Raw genomic sequence first — 19,212 nt, 5'->3', positions numbered from 1 at the left:
TTGGACTATATTGGGAAGAGTGTCATTCGGAAAGACGCATTAGATAAAGTGACCGGTGAAGCGAAATATACCAATGATTTTCAAGAAGCAGGAACCCTGCACGCTAACCTGCTGATAAGCCCGTATGCCCATGCAAATATCGTTTCGATCGATTTTTCAGAAGTATGGAAAATTCCCGGAATAAAAGCGGTTTTGGGTGATGAACCCTATCCGCTAGTCGGAGAAGAAATTAAAGACAGATCTCCGATAGCCTACAAAAGAGTGAGATACCATGGCGAGCCTGTTGCGGTGGTTGTGGCAGAAACCCCGATTATTGCTAAGAGGGGGGTGGATGCAATCAAAGTTTCCTATGAACCTCTTCCAGTTGTAAATTCCCCTCGTGAAGCCTTTCAACAGGATGCCCCCCTCCTTCATGAAGATATGGAGAGCTATGAAAAACAGGAGCGGGTGTATCCAATTCCCAACACGAATATTGCAAATCTAAACAAAATCAGAAAAGGAAATATTGAACAGGGTTTTATGGAAAGTGATGTAGTGGCGGAGTTTACCATCTCCTTTCATCCCTCTGATCATGCAGCAATGGAAACACGATGTGCGATTGCTGAAATTCGTCCGGATGGAACGGTTATTTTTACTACTTCCAGCCAGGCTCCTTTTGCACTAAAAAAATTAATGAAATGGTATTTTGGCATTGAGCCCGGAAGAGTTATCGTTAAAACGCCAATTGTTGGCGGAGCCTATGGGGGAAAGGCTTCGATCCAGTTAGAGGTTATTGCTTATTTAGCATCCAAAGCAACTGGGGGCAGACCGGTAAAACTATTCAATACAAGGGAAGAGGATATGATTACCTCACCTGTTCATATTGGACTTGATGCTACTGTTAAGCTGGGGGCGACAAGGGATGGAATGTTAAAGGCGGCCGAAATCCAATATTTATTTGATGGCGGTGCCTATTCTGATAAAGCGGTAGATATAAGCCGGGCGGGAGCGGTGGATTGTACGGGGCCGTATCGTATCGACCATGTATGGTGTAACTGTTATTGCATGTATACCAATCACCCTTATGCCAGCGCCTATAGAGGTTACGGCCATTCTGAAGTATTATTTGCATTTGAGCGGACGATGGATGTACTGGCTGAAAAATTATCAATGGACCCGTTAGATCTACGCTATAAAAATGCCATTCTTCCAGGTGATACAACGCCAACACAAGTATTATTGGACTCAAGCAGGGTTGGAAACTTGCCTCTTTGCATTAAACGGTTAAAGGAACTGATGAAATGGGGAGAGGGTCAAATCAATGAAATGGATGGCGGAAAGATTAGAGTCAAGGGTGCATGCTGTATTTGGAAAACATCAACCTTTGATCCCGATGCAACTTCCGGTGTGATCCTTACTTTTAACCCAGACGGAAGCATTAATCTAATGTCCGGAGTGGTTGAGATTGGAACAGGGACAAAAACTGTGCTTGCGCAAATTTTGGCTGAACGAATGAAGATAGACATAAATATGATCCATGTTAAGATGCTCGTTGACACCCAAACCGTTCCTGAACATTGGAAGACGGTCGGAAGCCGGGGAACCTTTATGGCAGGAAGGGCAGTACTAGCGGCAGCGAATGATGCGATTAGGCAATTAAAGGATCGGGCGGCTTGCATATTGAGAGCGCCAGCCGAGGACTTACAGGTTGGTTATGGAAAAGTGTATGTAGCGGATAACCCGGACTTTAGTATAGATATAAAAGATTTGGCCTATGGATATACATTTCCCAATGGAAATACAATTGGAGGGCAGATCATTGTCAGTGGAAACTACACGATACCCCATATGACTTATATAGACCCAGAAACTGGGAAAGGGGATCCGGGACCTGAATGGACGGTAGGGGCTCAAGGAATGGAAGTTGAATTGGATACAAGAAATTACACCTATAAAATTCTAAAAGCCTACTCTGTTATTGATATAGGAAAAGTATTGAATGAAAAAGCCGCGTTAGGCCAGGTGATGGGTGCAATGAGTATGGGAATTGCCTTCGGGGGGAGAGAAACATTTGTTTTTGATGATTATGGCAGAGTATTGAATCCACAACTTCGAACATATCGGCCTCTCCATTATGGGGAACAGCCTGAATATATCATAGAGTTTGTGGAAACCCCTCACCTTGCTGCACCTTATGGAGCCAGAGGTGCTGGTGAGCATGGATTGCTTGGAATGCCTGCAGCTTTAGGCAACTGTTTATCAAGTGCCCTTGGTGTTCAGCTAAACAAACTACCCCTTGTACCGGAGCAATTATGGCGTATCAGCAATGAGGTAAATCAATGATACCGTTTAATTTCCAATATAGTAAACCCCAAACGATTCAAGAAGCAGTCAGGCAATTTTACGAATATAATCGGGAAAATAAAAAGGCATTTTACTTTTCCGGCGGTACCGAATTGATTACGTTGGGCCGGCTGAATTTGGTGTATGCAGATGCTGTTATTGATTTAAAAGGAATTCATGAGTATTCGTCTATTTTCTTTTATGAAAATTATTTAGTCATAGGTGGAGGGGCGACCTTAACCGCTATTGAGGAAGCCAATGTGTTTCCATTGCTGGGTAAAACCGCGAGTGAGATTGCAGATCGGACTTCCCGTAACAAAATCACCATTGGAGGAAACATATGCGGTCAAATATTTTACCGTGAAGCAATTTTGCCGTTACTGATATCAGACTGCTTATTAGGAATTTCTGAAGCAGGGGGGATAGTCTATCAACCTATACACAAGATTTTTAATAAACAAATCCATTTAAAAGAAGGAGAATTTATTTTTTCTATTCTTATAGATAAGATGTATGTAACTATGCCGTTTGTCAGTATTAAACGGAGAAAACAGTGGGACGTTGGTTATCCGCTTGTAACAGTTGCGGCCATTAAAAAAGAAAATTTAATTAGAATGGCAGTTAGCGGGGTCTGTCCTTTTCCGTTTCGGTCGCTCGAGATGGAAAAGGCGTTGAACGAAAAGGGGCTTCCTGTAGAAGAAAGGGTAGAAACAGCATTACGATCTATGCCCGGGCCTGTGTTAAGTGATGTCGAGGGTTCAGCCGAATATCGTTTGTTTGTATTAAAAAATACAATGATTGATGCCATTGGGGAGTTAGAGGGTGAAAGAGGTGTCTAATAATCCGTTATGCAGCTTTTTGTTAGTTGTAAACTCTGAAGAAAACGTGGTAACCGTGAGACCGGCTGACACACTTTTATATGCACTTCGTATACATCTGGGACTTACAGGCTCAAAGCCGGGATGTTTGAATGGTGATTGTGGCGCTTGTACAGTATTAGTGGATGGTACACCGATGAAATCATGTTTAATGCTGGCAGTAGAAGGGGAAGAGAAAGCAATTACTACGATTGAAGGTCTTAAAAATACACCAATACAAAAGGCCTTTGTTAAACATTTTGCCTTTCAGTGCGGCTACTGCACACCGGGCTTTATCATGAATTGTCATGCATTAGTCCACACAGAAAAAGATGCAGATGAAACGGTTATAAAGGATTGGCTGGAGTCTAATATTTGTCGGTGTACAGGGTATAAAGAAATCAGAGAAGCTGTTATATCAGTTTTACATAAATTGAAAAAGAATGAATGATGAACCGCCGTGTACGTAATTAACCATGTTCATATAAATATTCTCCCGGAACGTTGCGGCTTCCCCGGAGAAAAGGGTAATCCCTTTATAACATCCTCCATTATCTAAAATAAAGAGGCAGTGAACCTCGCTTCAAAACTTAGAAAACGACTAAGAGAATAAGCGGGAATTTACTGCCCGGAGACGACTATATGTCATACACTTACACTTAAACAGAAACGTATTATACAAATAAGCTTAGTAACAGGATAAATCCAAGTCCAGCTACCGATATGATTGTCTCAAGTAAAGTCCATGTAGCAAATGTTTCTTTCATGCTGAGACCAAAATACTCTTTGAACATCCAAAAACCAGCATCATTAACATGGGATGCTATTAAACTACCAGCGCCTGTTGCCAGAACGACTAGAGCGAGGTTAACGTCAGTTTGGCCCAACAATGGAATTACTAATCCAGCCGTTGTTAATGCAGCTACAGTAGCAGATCCCAAGGAAATACGTAAGATGGCTGCAATTACCCACGCCAGCAGGATAGGTGATAAAGAAGTCCCTTTGAACAATTCAGCTACATAGTCGCCAACACCGCCATCAATCAATACTTGTTTGAAAGCACCTCCGCCCCCGATGATCAAGAGCATCATCCCAATATGGGAAATGGCTGTTGTACAGGATTCCATCACGCTTTTGATAGGAATTTTTCTTGCAATTCCCATTGTATAGACTGCGACTAATAGAGAAATCAACATCGAAGTACCAGCTTCACCAATAAAACGGATTGCAGCTAGGAAACTATTATCTTCAAAGCCCATCGTTTTTTGAACTAAAGTAATAATGGTCGCGATAGACATTAAAATAACAGGAAGTAAGGCTGTGAAAACACTGATTCCAAAACCAGGCGTGTCTTCAAGTTTGAATTCTTTCTGTTCACCTAAAGAGGCGATATTACCGGTTTTTGTGAATGATTGAGGTACTAGCTTTTTAGCAATTTTGGTAAATACAGGTCCAGCTAAAATAACCGTTGGAATTGCGATAATAAAACCATAAAGCAAAACTTCTCCAATGTTTGCACCATATTCACCAGCAATAACAGTTGGTCCCGGGTGTGGCGGCAGGAATCCGTGTGTCACGGATAAAGCTGCAGTCATCGGAATACCAAGATATAAGATGGAAATTCTTAATTCTCTAGAAATTGCGAATACGATTGGAATTAATAATACTAATCCTACTTCAAAGAATAACGCGACACCGATAATAAATGAAGCAGCTACAACTGCCCATTGAATATTCTTTTCACCGAATTTGTTCACGAGGGTCATCGCTATTCGTTGTGCGCCCCCTGAATCAGCGATCAATTTACCTAACATTGCTCCAAGACCAAAGATTAACGCTAAGTGGCCGAGTGTGCCGCCTAACCCCGCTTCAATGGTTTTTACAATATTTTCAAGTGGCATTCCAAGTGCCAAAGCAACGCCGAACGATACGATAATTAGTGAAATGAAAGTGTTTAATTTTAAGCCCATAATTAATAGTAATAATGCTATAATTCCAACTGCAACAATGATTAATGGCATCTTAAATCCTCCTGGTAGTTATTTGGCTGTGTTGATTAAGCTTCTTTGATAATTTGCGATTCGTCTATAATCGGCTTCTAATACTCTGGATAAGTCGATAAAAATCGGCAGCAATTCCCTATATTCTTTTACTGAAGATTCATTTGGCGTGTGTTTATAGGTGCTGCCAATCATTTCAGAAGCCACTTCAAATGATTCAATTTTCCCTGTGGCATATAGGCCTAAAATACAAGCACCCAGGCAGGAACTTTCATAGCTTTCTGGAACTGCTACTTCAGATTCGAATATATCAGACATCATTTGACGCCAAACATCCGACCTCGCAAAGCCTCCGGTTGCCTGGATTCGAGTCACAGGACCTTCCATGCATTCAGTTAGGGCTAAAAACACTGTGTATAAATTGTATATCACCCCTTCCAGGGCTGCCCGAATCATATGTTCTTTCTTATGCGACATCGTTAGACCGAAAAATGAACCCCGCACGTCCGGATTCCATAAGGGAGCCCGTTCACCGGCCAGGTATGGATGGAATAACAATCCATCAGCACCCGGTCTTACCCGTTCAGCAATTTTGGTTAATACTTCATATGGATCAATTCCCAGTCTTTTCGCTGTTTCTATTTCTGAAGAGGCAAATTCATCCCTGATCCAGCGCAGGACCATCCCGCCATTGTTTACCGGCCCGCCAATAACCCAATGCTTTTCCGTTAATGCATAGCAAAAAATTCGTCCCTTTGCATCTGTTTGAGGCTTATCAATAATCGTCCGAATGGCACCGCTTGTCCCAATGGTGACCGCAATCTCGCCTTTTCTAATCGCATTTACACCTAAATTGGAAAGAACTCCATCACTTGCGCCAATGACAAAGGGCGTTTGCGGATCGATACCAATGTGTTTCGCCAAATCTGAATCACAGTTGGTAAATATCTTGGTTGTGGATACCAGTTCAGATAATTGATCTGTTTTAACCCCGGCAATTTTTAAGGCTTCTTCATCCCAGTCCAAATTTTTAAGGTTCATCACTCCCATGGCTGAAGCCAAGGAATGATCGACAACATATTGATCAAAGAACTTTTTAAAGACATATTCTTTAATCCCAATATATTTTTTCGTCTTGATAGCGATTTCAGGAAGTTCATTCACAATCCAAGCAATTTTACTTAAAGGGGACATGGGGTGAATGGGTGTTCCTGTTCTTTTATAGATTTCATGCCCATTCCACTCATCTTTTATTTTATGAGCCCATGCCTCACTTCGATTATCAGCCCAAGTGATGCATGGCGTCAGCGGTAGGTCATTTTCATCCATTGCAATCACACTATGCATGGCACTGCTAAATGAAACAAACGATAGCTTTTTATGAGAATGATGTTTCATTATATTCGATATTGCTTGCAGGACAGCTTGAAAAATTTCTTCCGGATCTTGCTCAGCTGTGGAGATATCTGGTGTGTAAAGCGGGTACCCGATATTTTCTTGTTGGACGACTTCGCCTTTTTCACTAAATAATACTGCTTTTGTACTTGTTGTACCGATATCTATACCTAACATATAGTCAGTCATCTTGTTGCTCTACTCCTTTAGCTAGCATTTGTTGTGACTTCCACAAGTCTTCCACTTTCCCTTGAACATCATCGAAGTTTTGGTGTAAGGACTTAATCATGAGCGCTCTATCTTTCGTTTTTATTGCTTCAATATACAGTTCATGATTTTTGATAATCCGTGTAAAGTCATCGTATTTTTCCTTGAAACGCAGGCGCATCGATAAAAGAATCAAGCTTTCCATAACGGGTCTTAAATTATTCCAGATCATTAGGATGTATGAATGATTAACTGCACGAATTATCGATTCATGAAACAGGATATCTTGATTTGAAAACTCATCAGCATCATTGTATTTGATTGCAATTTTCATCATTTCGAGTATTTTACTAAGCTCCATCACCAGCTCATTAATGTCCATTCTTACAAGCCGTTCAAATACAAACGACTCGATGAGTAAACGTACATCATAAATTTCTTCTATTTCTTTCTCTGTTAAACCAACTACAACAGCGCCCATTCTTTCTAATCGGATGATATTTTCGGATGCCAGTGTTTTTAATGCTTCACGAATGGGTGAACGACTTACTGAAAAATCAGCAGCTAATTTATTTTCTGATAAAATGGTACCGCTTCCAATCAGTCCGCAAATAATACGCATTCTGAGCTCGCACGTTACACGATCCCCAGCGGAAGCTTTTGAAAGCCATTTTACGGGATATAGAAATTCACTAGATTCGGGCATACATTCACCTTCTTCACTCAACCAAGTATACTTGTATACAAGTATTATATCTAAGATTTTTCATTATGCAAGCGCTTTATGAAAGCGTATTAAAAAATTTCAAAATAGACAGGCCGGTCAACTGTATCTTTATGGGGACTGACAATTAATACGAGGCAAACGATAATAATTAGGTTTCTATATGCATTGAAAAATGGGGAGTAGTTGCACCTATATCAAGTCGGCCGAAATTAATTTGGAGAGTATGATAATTTGGATCAATCGGTACAATAATTACCAAGTATAGGGATTTTGTAAAATTATGCACATAGAAAAAGCTATTTATTATCACTTTCGAAACCTGTTAAGCCAACCAATTGTATTGAACATGATTCAAAAGAAACTTCGTTCGTTTAGACTATTGTTTAGCGAGATACTAATGGGCAGAATTATTGTAAAAAATATGAAGAAGGAGATTAAGTTGATTAATATACTAAATGATTATCAAGTGAGGTAAAACGATATAGAAGAAAGAAGTATGTAAACAGTTAGAAATTTAATTTTTCCTGCTTTATCTAAAGTAAAGCTGAAAATTATAAACAAGGTAAGGTTATACCTAAAGAAATTGGAAATTGACTTTGAGGTTTGTTTAATTTATCCTAATAAGTATGGCTTTTTAATCTAACATGCAACACTTCATATAAATTTTATACCGTGAAAGGGGCAAGTCTTCTTATATGAAAAATATTCTGATAAGAGCTGGTATGTCACCGCTTGATACATTTGATGCATCCCACATTCTCTTAAACAATTCAATTGGGGGAAACGTAGGGAATCTTGTTTATCAATACAGCGTTTTTCGTACATTAATGACGGAAGGAACAACTATAACTCCGGATTATTATAATTATGAGCCTGAAAGAGCCGATGAAATTAATGAGAAGTATGATGCTTACATCATACCATTGGCTGATGCTTTCCGAAAAGAGTTTGTTCCGTCCTTACGTAAATACACTAAATTAATCAAAAAAACTAAAAATTCCTGTTTATGTGATTGGCGTAGGCTTGCGTGCTCCATTCGAACCCAAGTTAAATGAAGGTTTCGAGTTTGATGAAGACGTAAAAGCATTCGTCAGCGCTGTTTTAGAGAAATCAAGTACGATAGGTCTCCGTGGTGAAATCACATCTAAATATCTAACTAGATTAGGCTTCCGCGAAGGCATTGACCATACTGTAATTGGATGCCCTTCAATGTACGCGTTTGGGAGGGAATTAAATATCCGGGAAACAAACATAACAAAAGATTCTATCGTTTCTGTAAACTCATCGCGTCTGTCTCCTAAGAATGTTTTGGATTTTATTACAAGAGGCATGGAAGAGTATCCAAATCACTATTTCATTCCGCAATGGCTGAAAGAGATGAAGCTGGTTTACGCAGGATCTCCTGCTATCGCGGAATCTGCTGACAATTACCCGGTTAAAATGTCAGATCCCACATATATGAATAATCGAGTACGTTTCTTCTTAAATGTGCCGACTTGGCTGGATTTCTTACGACAAGCAGATTTGAGCTTTGGAGCAAGGCTGCATGGTAATATTACAGCGACAATTGCTGGAACACCAAGCATCTTGATTCCTAAAGATGCCCGGATGAGAGAACTGGCAGAATATCATCAATTGACACATATTATGGCACATGATATTACAGATGAAACCAGACTGTCAGATTTGATTGAAAAAGTTGATTTCCAATCGCCTGCGAAAAGACAAGCAGAGAATTTTGATAAATTTATTAGCTTCTTGAATAAAAATAACTTGGATCACATTTATAAAGATACTATGACACCAGCTAACGTACCTTTAGAAGAGAAGTTATCGAAAATTGAGCTTCTTCCTCCTATAACTCCAATCAGTGGCTGTACTTTAGAGGAAATGGTGCAAAGATGGGAAACATATTATCCGTTAGAAGAAGCAAAAAATGGTAAAGCACTGAAAAATCCAAAAGGTAAAGATAAAACCATTAAAGAGCTGCAAGATAAATTGGCTCAAAAGGATAAAACAATAAAGAAACTTCAAGGTACATTAAACAGAAAATCTGTAAGGTTGGCCTTGAAAACTGCAAACATGTTGGCGCGTAAGTAAAATAAAAATCCGTAATACGAGCATATTTTTTCAGACTTCTTTTTCAAATAATTGAAAAGATAATCTGAAAAGATGTGCTTTTTTTATGTGAAAATGACGTTCTTATTTCGGCTCTGGGAAATAGTTTCAATATGTCTGCAATAGCTTAGATAAGCTATTTTTTATATGTTGCTTAAACGGTCACTTTATAAATAATGTTATAGGGGTTCCTCTGTATAATGATATAAAACTAATCAGCCAGTGTGTTTCGGTATTGTTCCGAACTACACTGGCTTGTTTTATAAAACCGAACTGGATCCATTAATAGCCGCCCATGAAGCTTTTTCTTTCTTGCCATGAAGAAAATAGTAAAGCACAGAGGTTGCTAGGACCACAACGCCCATAATTACATACAGGGTACTGTAACCGGTCATGGGAATTATGAATCCAAGCAAATACGGACCGAATCCCAGCCCTGCATCAAGAAATATAAAGAAGGTAGATGTCGCCAAACCCATGCGGTGAGGCGGAGTCAATTTTACGGCGACTGCCTGGGTGATCGACTGCATATTGCCGAATCCAAGGCCGATAAGGAAGCCTGCTAAAAGCAAAGAGAATCCATGGCTTGCTGAGCTTAAGATCAGCATTCCGGCACCAAGGATGATAAAGGCGGGATACATGATCATGTTGGCCCCTTTTTTGTCCATCAGCCGGCCGGTGAAGGGACGTGATACCAATACTGCTCCTGCATACACGATAAAGAAAAAGCTTACTGCATGGACCAGTCCGGCTTCAATGGCATAAAAACTAATGAAAGAAAGGACGCTGGAGTAACAGAAGGCTACAGCGAGAGTAATGAAGGCGATTGGCAGTGCCTTTGGTTCAACAAAGCCGGAAAGCTTGAACCCTTTTACTCCAGGTGTTTTTTTTGCATTGTCCAATACCGGTACACTCAGAAAGAATGCTGTTATCAAACTGATGATTCCTAAAGCAAGACAGAAACTAAATATCATTTGAAAGCTTGTGTGCTGGCTCATATATAGTCCAATAAACGGACCGATTGCTGTTGCCAGTGTCGCACTCATACTGTAATAGCCGATTCCTTCCCCTCTGCGCGTTGGCGGGATAATCCGGGCGACAATCGTCCCTGTAGCCGTTCCTGCCATTCCAAGCGCAATGCCGTGTATTAATCGGTTAATGAGCAGAAATGTAATGCCGTAGTTTACAAAGTAGAAAAATGTCGACAAGGTAAAAAAGAGCAAGCCAATAAACAACATTCTTTTTCTGCTGACTGAATCAATGATGCGTCCGGTAAACAGCCTCCCAATTAAAGCACCGATAATGAAAATCCCTGTTACAAGCCCGGCCTGGCTGGTTGAGGCATCAAATTCATCGACTGCATAAACAGCAAGGGTCACTACTAATAAATAAAACACTAATGTTAAGAAAAAATTTACCGATGAAACAATGATAAAATCCTTCGTCCATAATTTAGACCGTAATTCAGTCATTTTTGTTATCTCCTTTCTGTAGAATATTGTTCCTGATTTCTTTCATGATTCGGATAGCCTGCAGTTGTTCCTCCTCAGAAATTCCTTTTAATATGTCCTGTTCAAACTGGTCAATGGTCACTCGGACATCTTGATAGATTTTGCTCCCGGGCTCTGTAAGCTGCATTCTTTTTTCACGCCTGTCTTTTCCGGGAACATGCTCAACATACCCCAGTTCTTCCAAACGGGTAACCGTCCTGGTAACGGTTGGTTTCTCCACACCCAAATAATTGGAAATCTCCACAAGCGTTGCAGAACCGTAATTGGCTAAGTAGTACAGAATAGACCATTGCGCCCGGTATAGATTGTGCTTGCTTAGCTCCAAATTGAGCCTGTTTTCAAACGGCCGATATAACATCAAAAATTGATGGAAGAATTTTTGGAACGTCTTGATCGTAAACACCTCTAATTTTAAAAAGTTATCCTAAGAAATAGTTAGCGTAGGTAACTATTACTATAGCATAAATTCCATCAGGTATACACGCCACAATATTACTATTGACATCACCCTTGAGTGTATGATATTTAAATAATGGTTAGCACTCGAGTGGATAGAGTGCTAAAATTGGGCAAATCTGAAATAGCAGCATAGCTTAGTATATTTTTCAATCAGTTTTTACGGGAGGAGAGTTTTTATGGAAAAGAAGCAATTCCAAGCAGAATCAAAGCGGCTATTGGAGATGATGATTAATTCCATCTATTCTCAAAAAGAAATCTTTTTAAGGGAGTTAATTTCCAATGCCAGTGATGCAATCGATAAAATCTATTACAAAGCATTGACCGATGAGGCTTTACGTTTTGACAAAGATAGTTACTACATAAAAGTGGCTGCTGACAAGGAAAACCGGACGTTGAAGATTACGGATACCGGAATTGGGATGACGAAGGAAGACCTTGAAAACAATCTTGGAATCATCGCGAAGAGCGGTTCTTTGGCTTTTAAAAATGAAAACGAATTGAAGGATGGGCATGATATCATCGGACAGTTTGGTGTTGGTTTTTATTCAGCTTTTATGGTAGCTGACGTTGTTACGGTCATCAGTAAGGCTGTTGGGAGCGAGACTGCTTATAAATGGGAGTCCACCGGTACAGAAGGGTATACAATTGAGCCTTATGAAAAGGATACTGTAGGTACTGAAATTATTTTGAAGATCAAAGAGAATACCGAAGAGGAAAATTACGACGAGTATGTAGAAGAGTACCGATTGAAATCGATCATTAAGAAATACTCTGACTTCATCCGCTACCCAATCAAAATGGATGTGACCGCAAGCAGGCTTAAAGAAGGCAGCGAAAACGAATACGAGGATTACGAGGAAGAACAGATCATCAACAGCATGGTTCCGATTTGGAGAAAGAATAAGAGCGAGCTGGCTCCAGAGGATTATGAGAATTTTTATAAAGAGAAGCATTACGGTTTTGACAAGCCGCTTAAGCATATCCATATCAGCGTCGATGGGACAATCAGATATAATGCCATTTTATTCATTCCGGAAAAAATTCCTTTTGACTATTATTCAAAGGAATTTGAAAAGGGGCTGGAGCTATATTCAAATGGCGTTTTAATCATGGATAAATGCGCGGACCTGCTTCCTGACTATTTCAGCTTTGTGAAAGGAATGGTCGATTCCGAAGATTTATCCCTTAATATTTCAAGGGAGATTTTACAGCATGACCGACAATTGAAGCTGATTGCAAAAAATATCAATAAAAAAATCAAAAGCGAACTGCAAATCCTGTTAAAAAATGAACGGGAAAAGTATGAAGAGTTTTATCAATCCTTTGGACGGCAGCTGAAATTCGGGATTTATAATGACTTTGGAACCCACAAGGAGGTATTGCAGGATTTATTGATGTTCTATTCTTCCAAAGAAAAGAAACTGGTAACCTTGGATGAATATGTAGAAAGAATGCCGGAAGATCAAAAATACATTTATTACGCTTCCGGAGAATCCAATGAACGAATCGATAAGCTGCCGCAGACGGAATTAGTTGCGGAAAAAGGGTATGAAATCTTATATTTCACTGATGAGGTCGATGAGTTTGCCATCAGAATGTTGATGACATACAAAGAGAAAGAATTCAAATCAGTTTCAAGTGCCGATTTAGGCATTGAGGCAGAGGAAAGTGAAAATAACTCGAGCCCAGAAGACACTGAGAACAAAGACCTCTTTGACTACATGAAAGAGACTTTATCAGGAAAAGTAAAGGACGTTAGGGCTTCAAAACGCTTAAGGAGCCATCCTGTTTGTTTCTCTACCGATGGTGAAGTGACGATCGAAATGGAAAAAATCCTGAAAGCAATGCCTAATAACCAAAATGTGCAAGCGGAAAAAGTGCTGGAAATCAATACAAATCATGAGGTATTCCAGTCACTGAAAGATGCGTTCGAAAAAGATAAACAGAAATTGAATTTATATACAAACCTGCTTTACAATCAGGCTCTTCTGATTGAAGGACTGCCGATCAACGATCCGGTCGAGTTTACGAATGATATTTGTAAAGTGATGGTATAACAAACGAATATCAGAAAATATGACGAATGGGGTCAGTCCCCCGGTGCTTTAACGCGATAGCGTAGCGGGGGACTGACCCCATAATTACGTATAAAAACTGCTGGCTGAATCCGATGATATTTCTTCAATCGCCGCTGCCTGCAGTGTGCTGCCTTTTTGCAGGGCGCCTGGCTTCCTGCCCCGGCCATTCGGAATGAACCGATAAAGAAAGCTGGGGCTTACATCTTCTGTTAAGTATACATTCCCCGTCGATATTCAGTGCACCTGTAGCACTAAGCGCCAATGCAACTGTGCTCATTCCGCCTACTTTTAAAAAGTTCCGCCGGTTCATATTATCCACTTATACATTCCTCCTAAACATTTGTGAGGATGGCCAGTCTTGAAGTAAATCTATCATTTGCGGTAGCAGAAAAAAATAAAGACATTCTTTAGAATTTATTAGTATTCCATGAAATGGCTAAAATGGTTTTAAACTATTATGGATTGGAGCTGGGAAACTGTTTTGGAGGCATTATTTATGAAGGGAATGCAGTTAAAATCAGTGAACAAAAGGTGTAAATATATATCATAAACTCCAAAATTTTCAATAAAAATTTTATCTGATTAGCTAGAAAAGTGAAACAGGTTTGTTTGTCTTTCCTTATTGATGGGTACAAAAGCAATGGATTGTCTTTACATATTTAAACAGGAGGGACAGCGAATGGCCGAAGAAAGAAAAGTTGATTCAAATAATAAGAATGAGCAGCTGGAGCAGTTTCGTGTCAATGATCAAGGACAGAAAATGACGACCAATCAAGGTTTGAAGGTTTCCGAGGATGAGTTTTCCTTAAAAGCGGGTGAACGAGGCCCCACATTGATGGAGGATTTTCACTTTCGGGAAAAAATGACTCATTTTGACCATGAACGAATCCCTGAACGGGTGGTACATGCCCGTGGATTTGCAGCACATGGTGAATTTCAAGTCTATGATTCTATGAAAGAGTACACGAAAGCGAAATTTTTACAGGATCCATCCGTGAAAACGCCTGTATTCGTTCGGTTTTCCACTGTAGCCGGTTCCAGGGGTTCAGCGGAGACCGTCCGGGATGTCCGCGGGTTTGCGACAAAATTTTATACGGAGGAAGGGAACTATGATTTAGTCGGCAATAATATTCCGGTCTTTTTCATTCAAGATGCAATTAAATTTCCGGATTTAATTCATGCGGTAAAGCCCGAGCCGCATAATGAAATGCCGCAGGCTGCATCGGCGCACGATACGTTTTGGGATTTTGTAGCCAACAATCAGGAATCTGCCCATATGATCATGTGGCATTTGTCGGACAGGGCTATACCACGCAGTTTCCGCATGATGGAAGGGTTTGGCGTCCATACGTTCCGGTTTGTCAATGACCAAGGAAAAGCGCATTTTGTCAAATTCCACTGGAAGCCTGTATTGGGTGTCCATTCCCTTGTATGGGATGAAGCGCAAAAAATTTCTGGAAAGGACCCTGATTTCTTGCGGCGGGATTTATGGGAGTCGATTGAAATGGGGAACTTCCCAGAGTACGAATTAGGGGTTCAGCTGCTTGCTGAAGAAGATGAATTCAATTTTGACTTTGATATTCTGGATCCTACGAAAATCTGGCCGGAAGAAGATATACCGGTAAAAATCATTGGAAAAATGACGTTAAACCGTAACGTGGATAACGTGTTTGCTGAAACGGAACAAGTGGCCTTCCATCCGGGGCATGTCGTTCCTGGAATTGATTTTTCCAATGATCCCTTGCTGCAGGGCCGTTTATTTTCCTATACAGATACTCAGCTAATACGCCTTGGCGGCCCAAATTTCCATGAGCTGCCGATCAACCGGCCGGTTTGCCCGTTCCACAACAATCAGCGGGATGGTTATGGCCGCCAGACGATTAATGTGGGGCAGGTTAGTTACCATAAGAATTCACTGGCTGGTAATGCACCTGCGCCTGCAACTGAGGCAGAGGGCGGATATGTGCATTACCAGGAAAAGGTGGAGGGAAGAAAAATACGCAGCAGAAGTGAGAGCTTTAAAGACCACTTCTCTCAAGCTGCCCTGTTTTGGAATAGCATGAGCCAGGTTGAAAAAGAACACATTATCCAGGCATTCAGCTTTGAATTGGGGAAAGTGAAAAGCCTGTCTGTGAGGCAGGAAATAGTGGACATGTTTGCTCATGTCAATGTAGAGCTTGCAGCTGCGTTTGCTGTACAAATCGGTGCAACCCCGCCTAAAGAGGGTGGTTCGAGTGTAACGAAAACCTCACCGGCTTTAAGCCAGGAAAACACCATCAAAATGCCGAATACACGGAAAGTCGGTGTCATAATCGGCCATGAATTTAACGGCGCGGAGGTTATGTCCATATTGGCTGGGATACAGGCGGAAGGTGTTCAGCCTGAAATTGTGAGTGATATGTTAGGGGCGGTTAAAGGTTCCGATGGTACTGAGCTTGCTGTTGACCATACATTTTTAACGGCCGACCCTGTTCTCTTTGATGCTTTATATATTATCGGTGGAGCTTCCGAAAGCAAGAAGTTCCATAATGACACAATCTATTTTATAAAGGAAGCTTTTTCGCACTTCAAGCCAATCGGTGCAACCCATGAAGGTGTGAAATACTTGGAAGTTAGCGGCATCGTAGGAAGTGCGGGTGTAGTGCAAGGAGAAGACATAAACGAATTTCTGTCAACATTCGTTGAAGCGATTTCCGCCCACCGCCATTGGGAACGCCAAGTGGTTTAAAATATTGGTTGTACAGAGGGGATATTATCCTCTCTTTTTTTTATAATTTGAAACTATGAAATTGAGTGATACAGCTTGTTATAAATAATTATATGTATGGAGATGCCCAGTATGGCATTGAAGAACTTTCTGTCGATTTCGGCATTTGGACCTGAAGACCTGCAAGCAACTGCAACCTATGTAAAAACATTGCCAAAACGGTTTTAATACAAATCGGAAGCCCGCATTCAAAAGTTCAATAAAAAAAGGGGTCAGTCCCCCACTGCTTTAAAGCGGTGGGGGACTGACCTCGTTACATTTTTAAATGACTCCTTGTGCGATCATCGCATCGGCTACTTTAACAAAACCTGCAATATTGGCCCCTACGACCAGATTGCCTGGATAGCCATAATCATCGGCAGCATTTACGCTGTTTCGGTAAATGTTTGTCATGATCTCCTTTAATTTTGAATCGACTTCTTCAAATGTCCAGGACAATCTCATGCTGTTTTGGGCCATTTCCAATGCGGAAACGGCTACTCCGCCTGCATTAGCGGCTTTTGCCGGTCCAAAAAGCACATTGTTCTTAAGGAATACATCGATAGCCTCGAGGGTGGATGGCATATTCGCACCTTCACCGATCGCTTTTACTCCATTAGCGACAAGAGTATTAGCGGATGCTTCATCGATTTCATTTTGTGTTGCGCACGGCAAAGCAATATCACATGGAATGGACCAGATACCATTACATCCTTCGAAGTATTGTGCTTCAGGATGTACTTCTACATAAGCACTGATTCTTCGTCTTTCTACTTCTTTTATTCTTTTCACGGTATCAAGGTTAATGCCGTTTTTATCAACGATATAGCCGTTGGAATCACTGCAGGCTACGACTTTTGCGCCTAATTGGTGGGCTTTTTCAATCGCATAAATGGATACATTTCCTGATCCTGACACGACTACCGTGCTTCCCTGGAAGCTAAGGCCTTTGTCTTTTAACATTTCATCCACAAAGTAAACCGTTCCATAGCCTGTTGCTTCTGTACGCGTTAAGCTTCCGCCATAGCCCAGGCCTTTACCTGTTAAAACGCCTGCTTCATTGGCACCGCGGAGTTTTTTATATTGGCCAAACATAAATCCGATTTCCCTTGCGCCAACACCGATATCACCGGCAGGTACATCCGTATCCGGTCCGATATATTTGCTCAGCTCAGTCATGAAGCTCTGAGTAAAACGCATGATCTCCATGTCTGATTTACCTTTAGGATCGAAGTCGGATCCGCCTTTTCCACCACCGATTGGCTGGCCGGTCAAGGAATTCTTGAAGATTTGTTCAAATCCCAAGAATTTGATGATGCTGGCATTTACAGAAGGATGGAAGCGCAAGCCGCCTTTATAAGGCCCGATAGCGCTGTTGAATTGTACACGGAATCCACGGTTCACTTGTACTTTGCCTTGATTATCGACCCATGGGACCCTAAAGGTAATGACTCTTTCAGGCTCAACCATTCTTTCAAGAATGGCGTGTTCAATGTATTTAGGCTCTTTTGCCAAAATGGGCACAAGAGAATCAAAAATTTCTTTCACAGCCTGATGGAACTCACTTTCATGAGGATTCCGCTTCTTTACATCTTCGTAAACTTTATTAACATATTCTCTTGCAGCTTGTGTTTCTGGTGTTTGAATTTTTGTTACAGTTGCCATATTGTCTACACTGTCTCCTTTTCGATGAAATCTCACATTCATAAAGCTAAATCAATAATGAAAAAGGTTTTGTTTTTATATTAGCGTTATAATTTACCTCATAATATTTTATAATGAATTAATAATCGAAACAATATGAATAATCGATATAAATGATGCCGAAATGTGATGATTGGAAAATAGAGGTGGATGCATTGGACTTAAGACAGATCCAATATTTTATTGAAGTGGCCGAGCGTGAGCATGTAACAGAGGCTGCCCTTGCTTTACATGTGGCTCAATCGGCCGTCAGCCGGCAGATTTTTAATCTGGAAGCTGATCTGGGTGTGAATCTGTTTATCCGGGACGGACGTAATGTCAGATTGACCCCAATTGGCAAAAGGTTTCTGGCACATATGCAGCAAGCAGTTAAGGTAATTGAAAATGCTAGACGGGAGGTCGAGGAATATATAGACCCCGGGAAAGGCACCATTCGAATAGGATTTCCCAGCAGCCTGGCTGCCTATACGCTTCCTAGTGCCATATCTGCTTTCCGTGAACAATATCCTCTAGTTAAATTTATGCTGAAGCAAAGCTCCTACCGTCATTTAATTGATGGAGTAGTGAAGGGTGAAATTGATATGGCACTTCTTGGACCTGTGCCTCAGAAGGAAACAAGGGTTACAGGTGATATTTTATTCACTGAAAGAATTGTGGCCTTATTGCCGGTAGGCCACCCTCTCGCGGATAAGGCTTGCTTAAAATTAAGTGATTTGCGGGAAGATTCATTTGTCTTGTTTCCGAAAGGGTTTATTTTACGGGATGTAATTGTTACTGCATGTGAGCAGGTTGGTTTTCAGCCCAATGTGTCATTTGAGGGGGAGGATATTGATGCCATTAAGGGTTTGATTTCGGCAGGCCTTGGCGTAACACTTATACCTGAAATCACCTTGATTGACAGCTTGCCGCGTTCAACAGTAAAGATACCCGTAAGCGAGCCGGAGGTTTCCCGTTCGGTTGGTGTGATTATCCCCGGTGAACGCCAGCTCCTTCCAACAGAAAAGCTGTTTTATGAATTTCTAAAAGAGTTTTTTGGGAGATTGAACAGATTTCAATAATAAATAGCACCTTATGAAATCGGAAGAATA

At 40.8% G+C, this 19,212-nt stretch carries 13 protein-coding genes and 2 pseudogenes; 7 read left to right on the top strand and 8 right to left on the bottom strand.

Annotation, left to right across the window (positions count from 1 at the left end):
• The 3 genes from D0466_RS14970 to D0466_RS14960 are packed head-to-tail and all read left to right on the top strand — an operon-like array spanning nt 1 to nt 3,630.
• Nucleotides 1–2,322 carry a xanthine dehydrogenase family protein molybdopterin-binding subunit gene (locus D0466_RS14970; RefSeq protein ID WP_117323428.1) on the top strand — a complete coding sequence of 774 codons (2,322 nt, stop codon included), beginning with the start codon at nt 1–3 and terminating at the stop codon, nt 2,320–2,322.
• Nucleotides 2,319–3,161 (top strand): FAD binding domain-containing protein, encoded by an 843-nt coding sequence (locus D0466_RS14965; RefSeq protein ID WP_117323361.1) that lies wholly within the window; start codon nt 2,319–2,321, stop codon nt 3,159–3,161. Before D0466_RS14970 ends, D0466_RS14965 begins: the two co-directional genes overlap by 4 nt.
• Nucleotides 3,154–3,630 (top strand): (2Fe-2S)-binding protein, encoded by a 477-nt coding sequence (locus D0466_RS14960; RefSeq protein WP_117323427.1) that lies wholly within the window; start codon nt 3,154–3,156, stop codon nt 3,628–3,630. Before D0466_RS14965 ends, D0466_RS14960 begins: the two co-directional genes overlap by 8 nt.
• Before the next feature lie 223 nt (nt 3,631–3,853).
• On the opposite strand, the gene D0466_RS14955 is transcribed toward D0466_RS14960, so the two are convergent.
• The 3 genes from D0466_RS14955 to D0466_RS14945 are packed head-to-tail and all read right to left on the bottom strand — an operon-like array spanning nt 3,854 to nt 7,487.
• Nucleotides 3,854–5,200: a GntP family permease gene (locus D0466_RS14955; RefSeq protein WP_117323360.1), complete on the bottom strand. Its 1,347-nt coding sequence runs from the start codon at nt 5,198–5,200 to the stop codon at nt 3,854–3,856.
• 18 nt (nt 5,201–5,218) lie between these two features.
• Nucleotides 5,219–6,763: a gluconokinase gene (gntK, locus tag D0466_RS14950; RefSeq protein ID WP_117323359.1), complete on the bottom strand. Its 1,545-nt coding sequence runs from the start codon at nt 6,761–6,763 to the stop codon at nt 5,219–5,221.
• Nucleotides 6,756–7,487: a GntR family transcriptional regulator gene (locus D0466_RS14945; RefSeq protein WP_117323358.1), complete on the bottom strand. Its 732-nt coding sequence runs from the start codon at nt 7,485–7,487 to the stop codon at nt 6,756–6,758. The genes gntK and D0466_RS14945 overlap by 8 nt, the downstream gene beginning before the upstream one ends.
• 716 nt (nt 7,488–8,203) lie before the next feature.
• Between D0466_RS14945 and D0466_RS14935 the strand changes: the two are divergent.
• A pseudogene (locus D0466_RS14935) lies at nt 8,204–9,608 on the top strand (polysaccharide pyruvyl transferase family protein).
• Nucleotides 9,609–9,886: 278 nt separating this feature from the next.
• On the opposite strand, the gene D0466_RS14930 reads toward D0466_RS14935, so the two are convergent.
• Nucleotides 9,887–11,098, bottom strand: coding sequence for an MFS transporter (locus D0466_RS14930; RefSeq protein WP_117323356.1), 1,212 nt, complete (start codon nt 11,096–11,098; stop codon nt 9,887–9,889).
• On the bottom strand, nt 11,091–11,495 hold the full coding sequence (locus tag D0466_RS14925; RefSeq protein ID WP_117323426.1) for a MarR family winged helix-turn-helix transcriptional regulator: 405 nt from the start codon (nt 11,493–11,495) through the stop codon (nt 11,091–11,093). The genes D0466_RS14930 and D0466_RS14925 overlap by 8 nt, the downstream gene beginning before the upstream one ends.
• 277 nt (nt 11,496–11,772) lie before the next feature.
• On the opposite strand from D0466_RS14925, the gene htpG reads away from it, so the two are divergent.
• Nucleotides 11,773–13,653 (top strand): molecular chaperone HtpG, encoded by a 1,881-nt coding sequence (gene htpG / locus D0466_RS14920; protein ID WP_117323355.1) that lies wholly within the window; start codon nt 11,773–11,775, stop codon nt 13,651–13,653.
• A gap of 84 nt (nt 13,654–13,737) precedes the next feature.
• On the opposite strand, the gene D0466_RS23010 is transcribed toward htpG, so the two are convergent.
• Both D0466_RS23010 and D0466_RS23350 read right to left on the bottom strand, forming a co-directional pair.
• Nucleotides 13,738–13,848: a hypothetical protein gene (locus tag D0466_RS23010; protein ID WP_233522664.1), complete on the bottom strand. Its 111-nt coding sequence runs from the start codon at nt 13,846–13,848 to the stop codon at nt 13,738–13,740.
• A gap of 82 nt (nt 13,849–13,930) precedes the next feature.
• Nucleotides 13,931–13,984 (bottom strand): annotated as a pseudogene (locus D0466_RS23350) (twin-arginine translocation signal domain-containing protein); the annotation flags it as partial.
• A 369-nt stretch (nt 13,985–14,353) separates the two neighbouring features.
• On the opposite strand from D0466_RS23350, the gene D0466_RS14910 reads away from it, so the two are divergent.
• On the top strand, nt 14,354–16,402 hold the full coding sequence (locus tag D0466_RS14910; RefSeq protein WP_117323353.1) for a catalase: 2,049 nt from the start codon (nt 14,354–14,356) through the stop codon (nt 16,400–16,402).
• 300 nt (nt 16,403–16,702) lie between these two features.
• Here the strand turns inward: D0466_RS14910 and gdhA are convergent, their stop codons facing one another.
• Entirely contained in the window at nt 16,703–18,085 is a 1,383-nt protein-coding gene (gdhA, locus tag D0466_RS14905; RefSeq protein ID WP_117323352.1) for an NADP-specific glutamate dehydrogenase, read from the bottom strand.
• Nucleotides 18,086–18,279: 194 nt separating this feature from the next.
• Here gdhA and D0466_RS14900 point away from each other — a divergent pair, with 194 nt between their 5' ends.
• Nucleotides 18,280–19,182 carry a LysR family transcriptional regulator gene (locus D0466_RS14900; RefSeq protein ID WP_117323351.1) on the top strand — a complete coding sequence of 301 codons (903 nt, stop codon included), beginning with the start codon at nt 18,280–18,282 and terminating at the stop codon, nt 19,180–19,182.
• Nucleotides 19,183–19,212 lie beyond the last annotated feature (30 nt).

Source organism: Peribacillus glennii (assembly GCF_003429105.1).
GTDB classification, from domain to species: domain Bacteria; phylum Bacillota; class Bacilli; order Bacillales; family DSM-1321; genus Peribacillus; species Peribacillus glennii.
The sequence above is the reverse complement of the archived record's forward strand: the minus strand, read 5'-3'. Positions and strand labels throughout refer to the sequence as shown.

Bases quoted from the DNA above. Each gene is read 5' to 3' on its own strand.
- D0466_RS14910 (WP_117323353.1), top strand. From the start codon at position 14,354: ATGGCCGAAGAAAGAAAAGTTGATTCAAATAATAAGAATGAGCAGCTG.
- D0466_RS14925 (WP_117323426.1), bottom strand. From the start codon at position 11,495: ATGTTATATCGGCCGTTTGAAAACAGGCTCAATTTGGAGCTAAGCAAG.
- htpG (WP_117323355.1), top strand. From the start codon at position 11,773: ATGGAAAAGAAGCAATTCCAAGCAGAATCAAAGCGGCTATTGGAGATG.
- D0466_RS14930 (WP_117323356.1), bottom strand. From the start codon at position 11,098: ATGACTGAATTACGGTCTAAATTATGGACGAAGGATTTTATCATTGTT.
- D0466_RS14965 (WP_117323361.1), top strand. From the start codon at position 2,319: ATGATACCGTTTAATTTCCAATATAGTAAACCCCAAACGATTCAAGAA.
- D0466_RS14945 (WP_117323358.1), bottom strand. From the start codon at position 7,487: ATGCCCGAATCTAGTGAATTTCTATATCCCGTAAAATGGCTTTCAAAA.
- gdhA (WP_117323352.1), bottom strand. From the start codon at position 18,085: ATGGCAACTGTAACAAAAATTCAAACACCAGAAACACAAGCTGCAAGA.
- gntK (WP_117323359.1), bottom strand. From the start codon at position 6,763: ATGACTGACTATATGTTAGGTATAGATATCGGTACAACAAGTACAAAA.
- D0466_RS14955 (WP_117323360.1), bottom strand. From the start codon at position 5,200: ATGCCATTAATCATTGTTGCAGTTGGAATTATAGCATTATTACTATTA.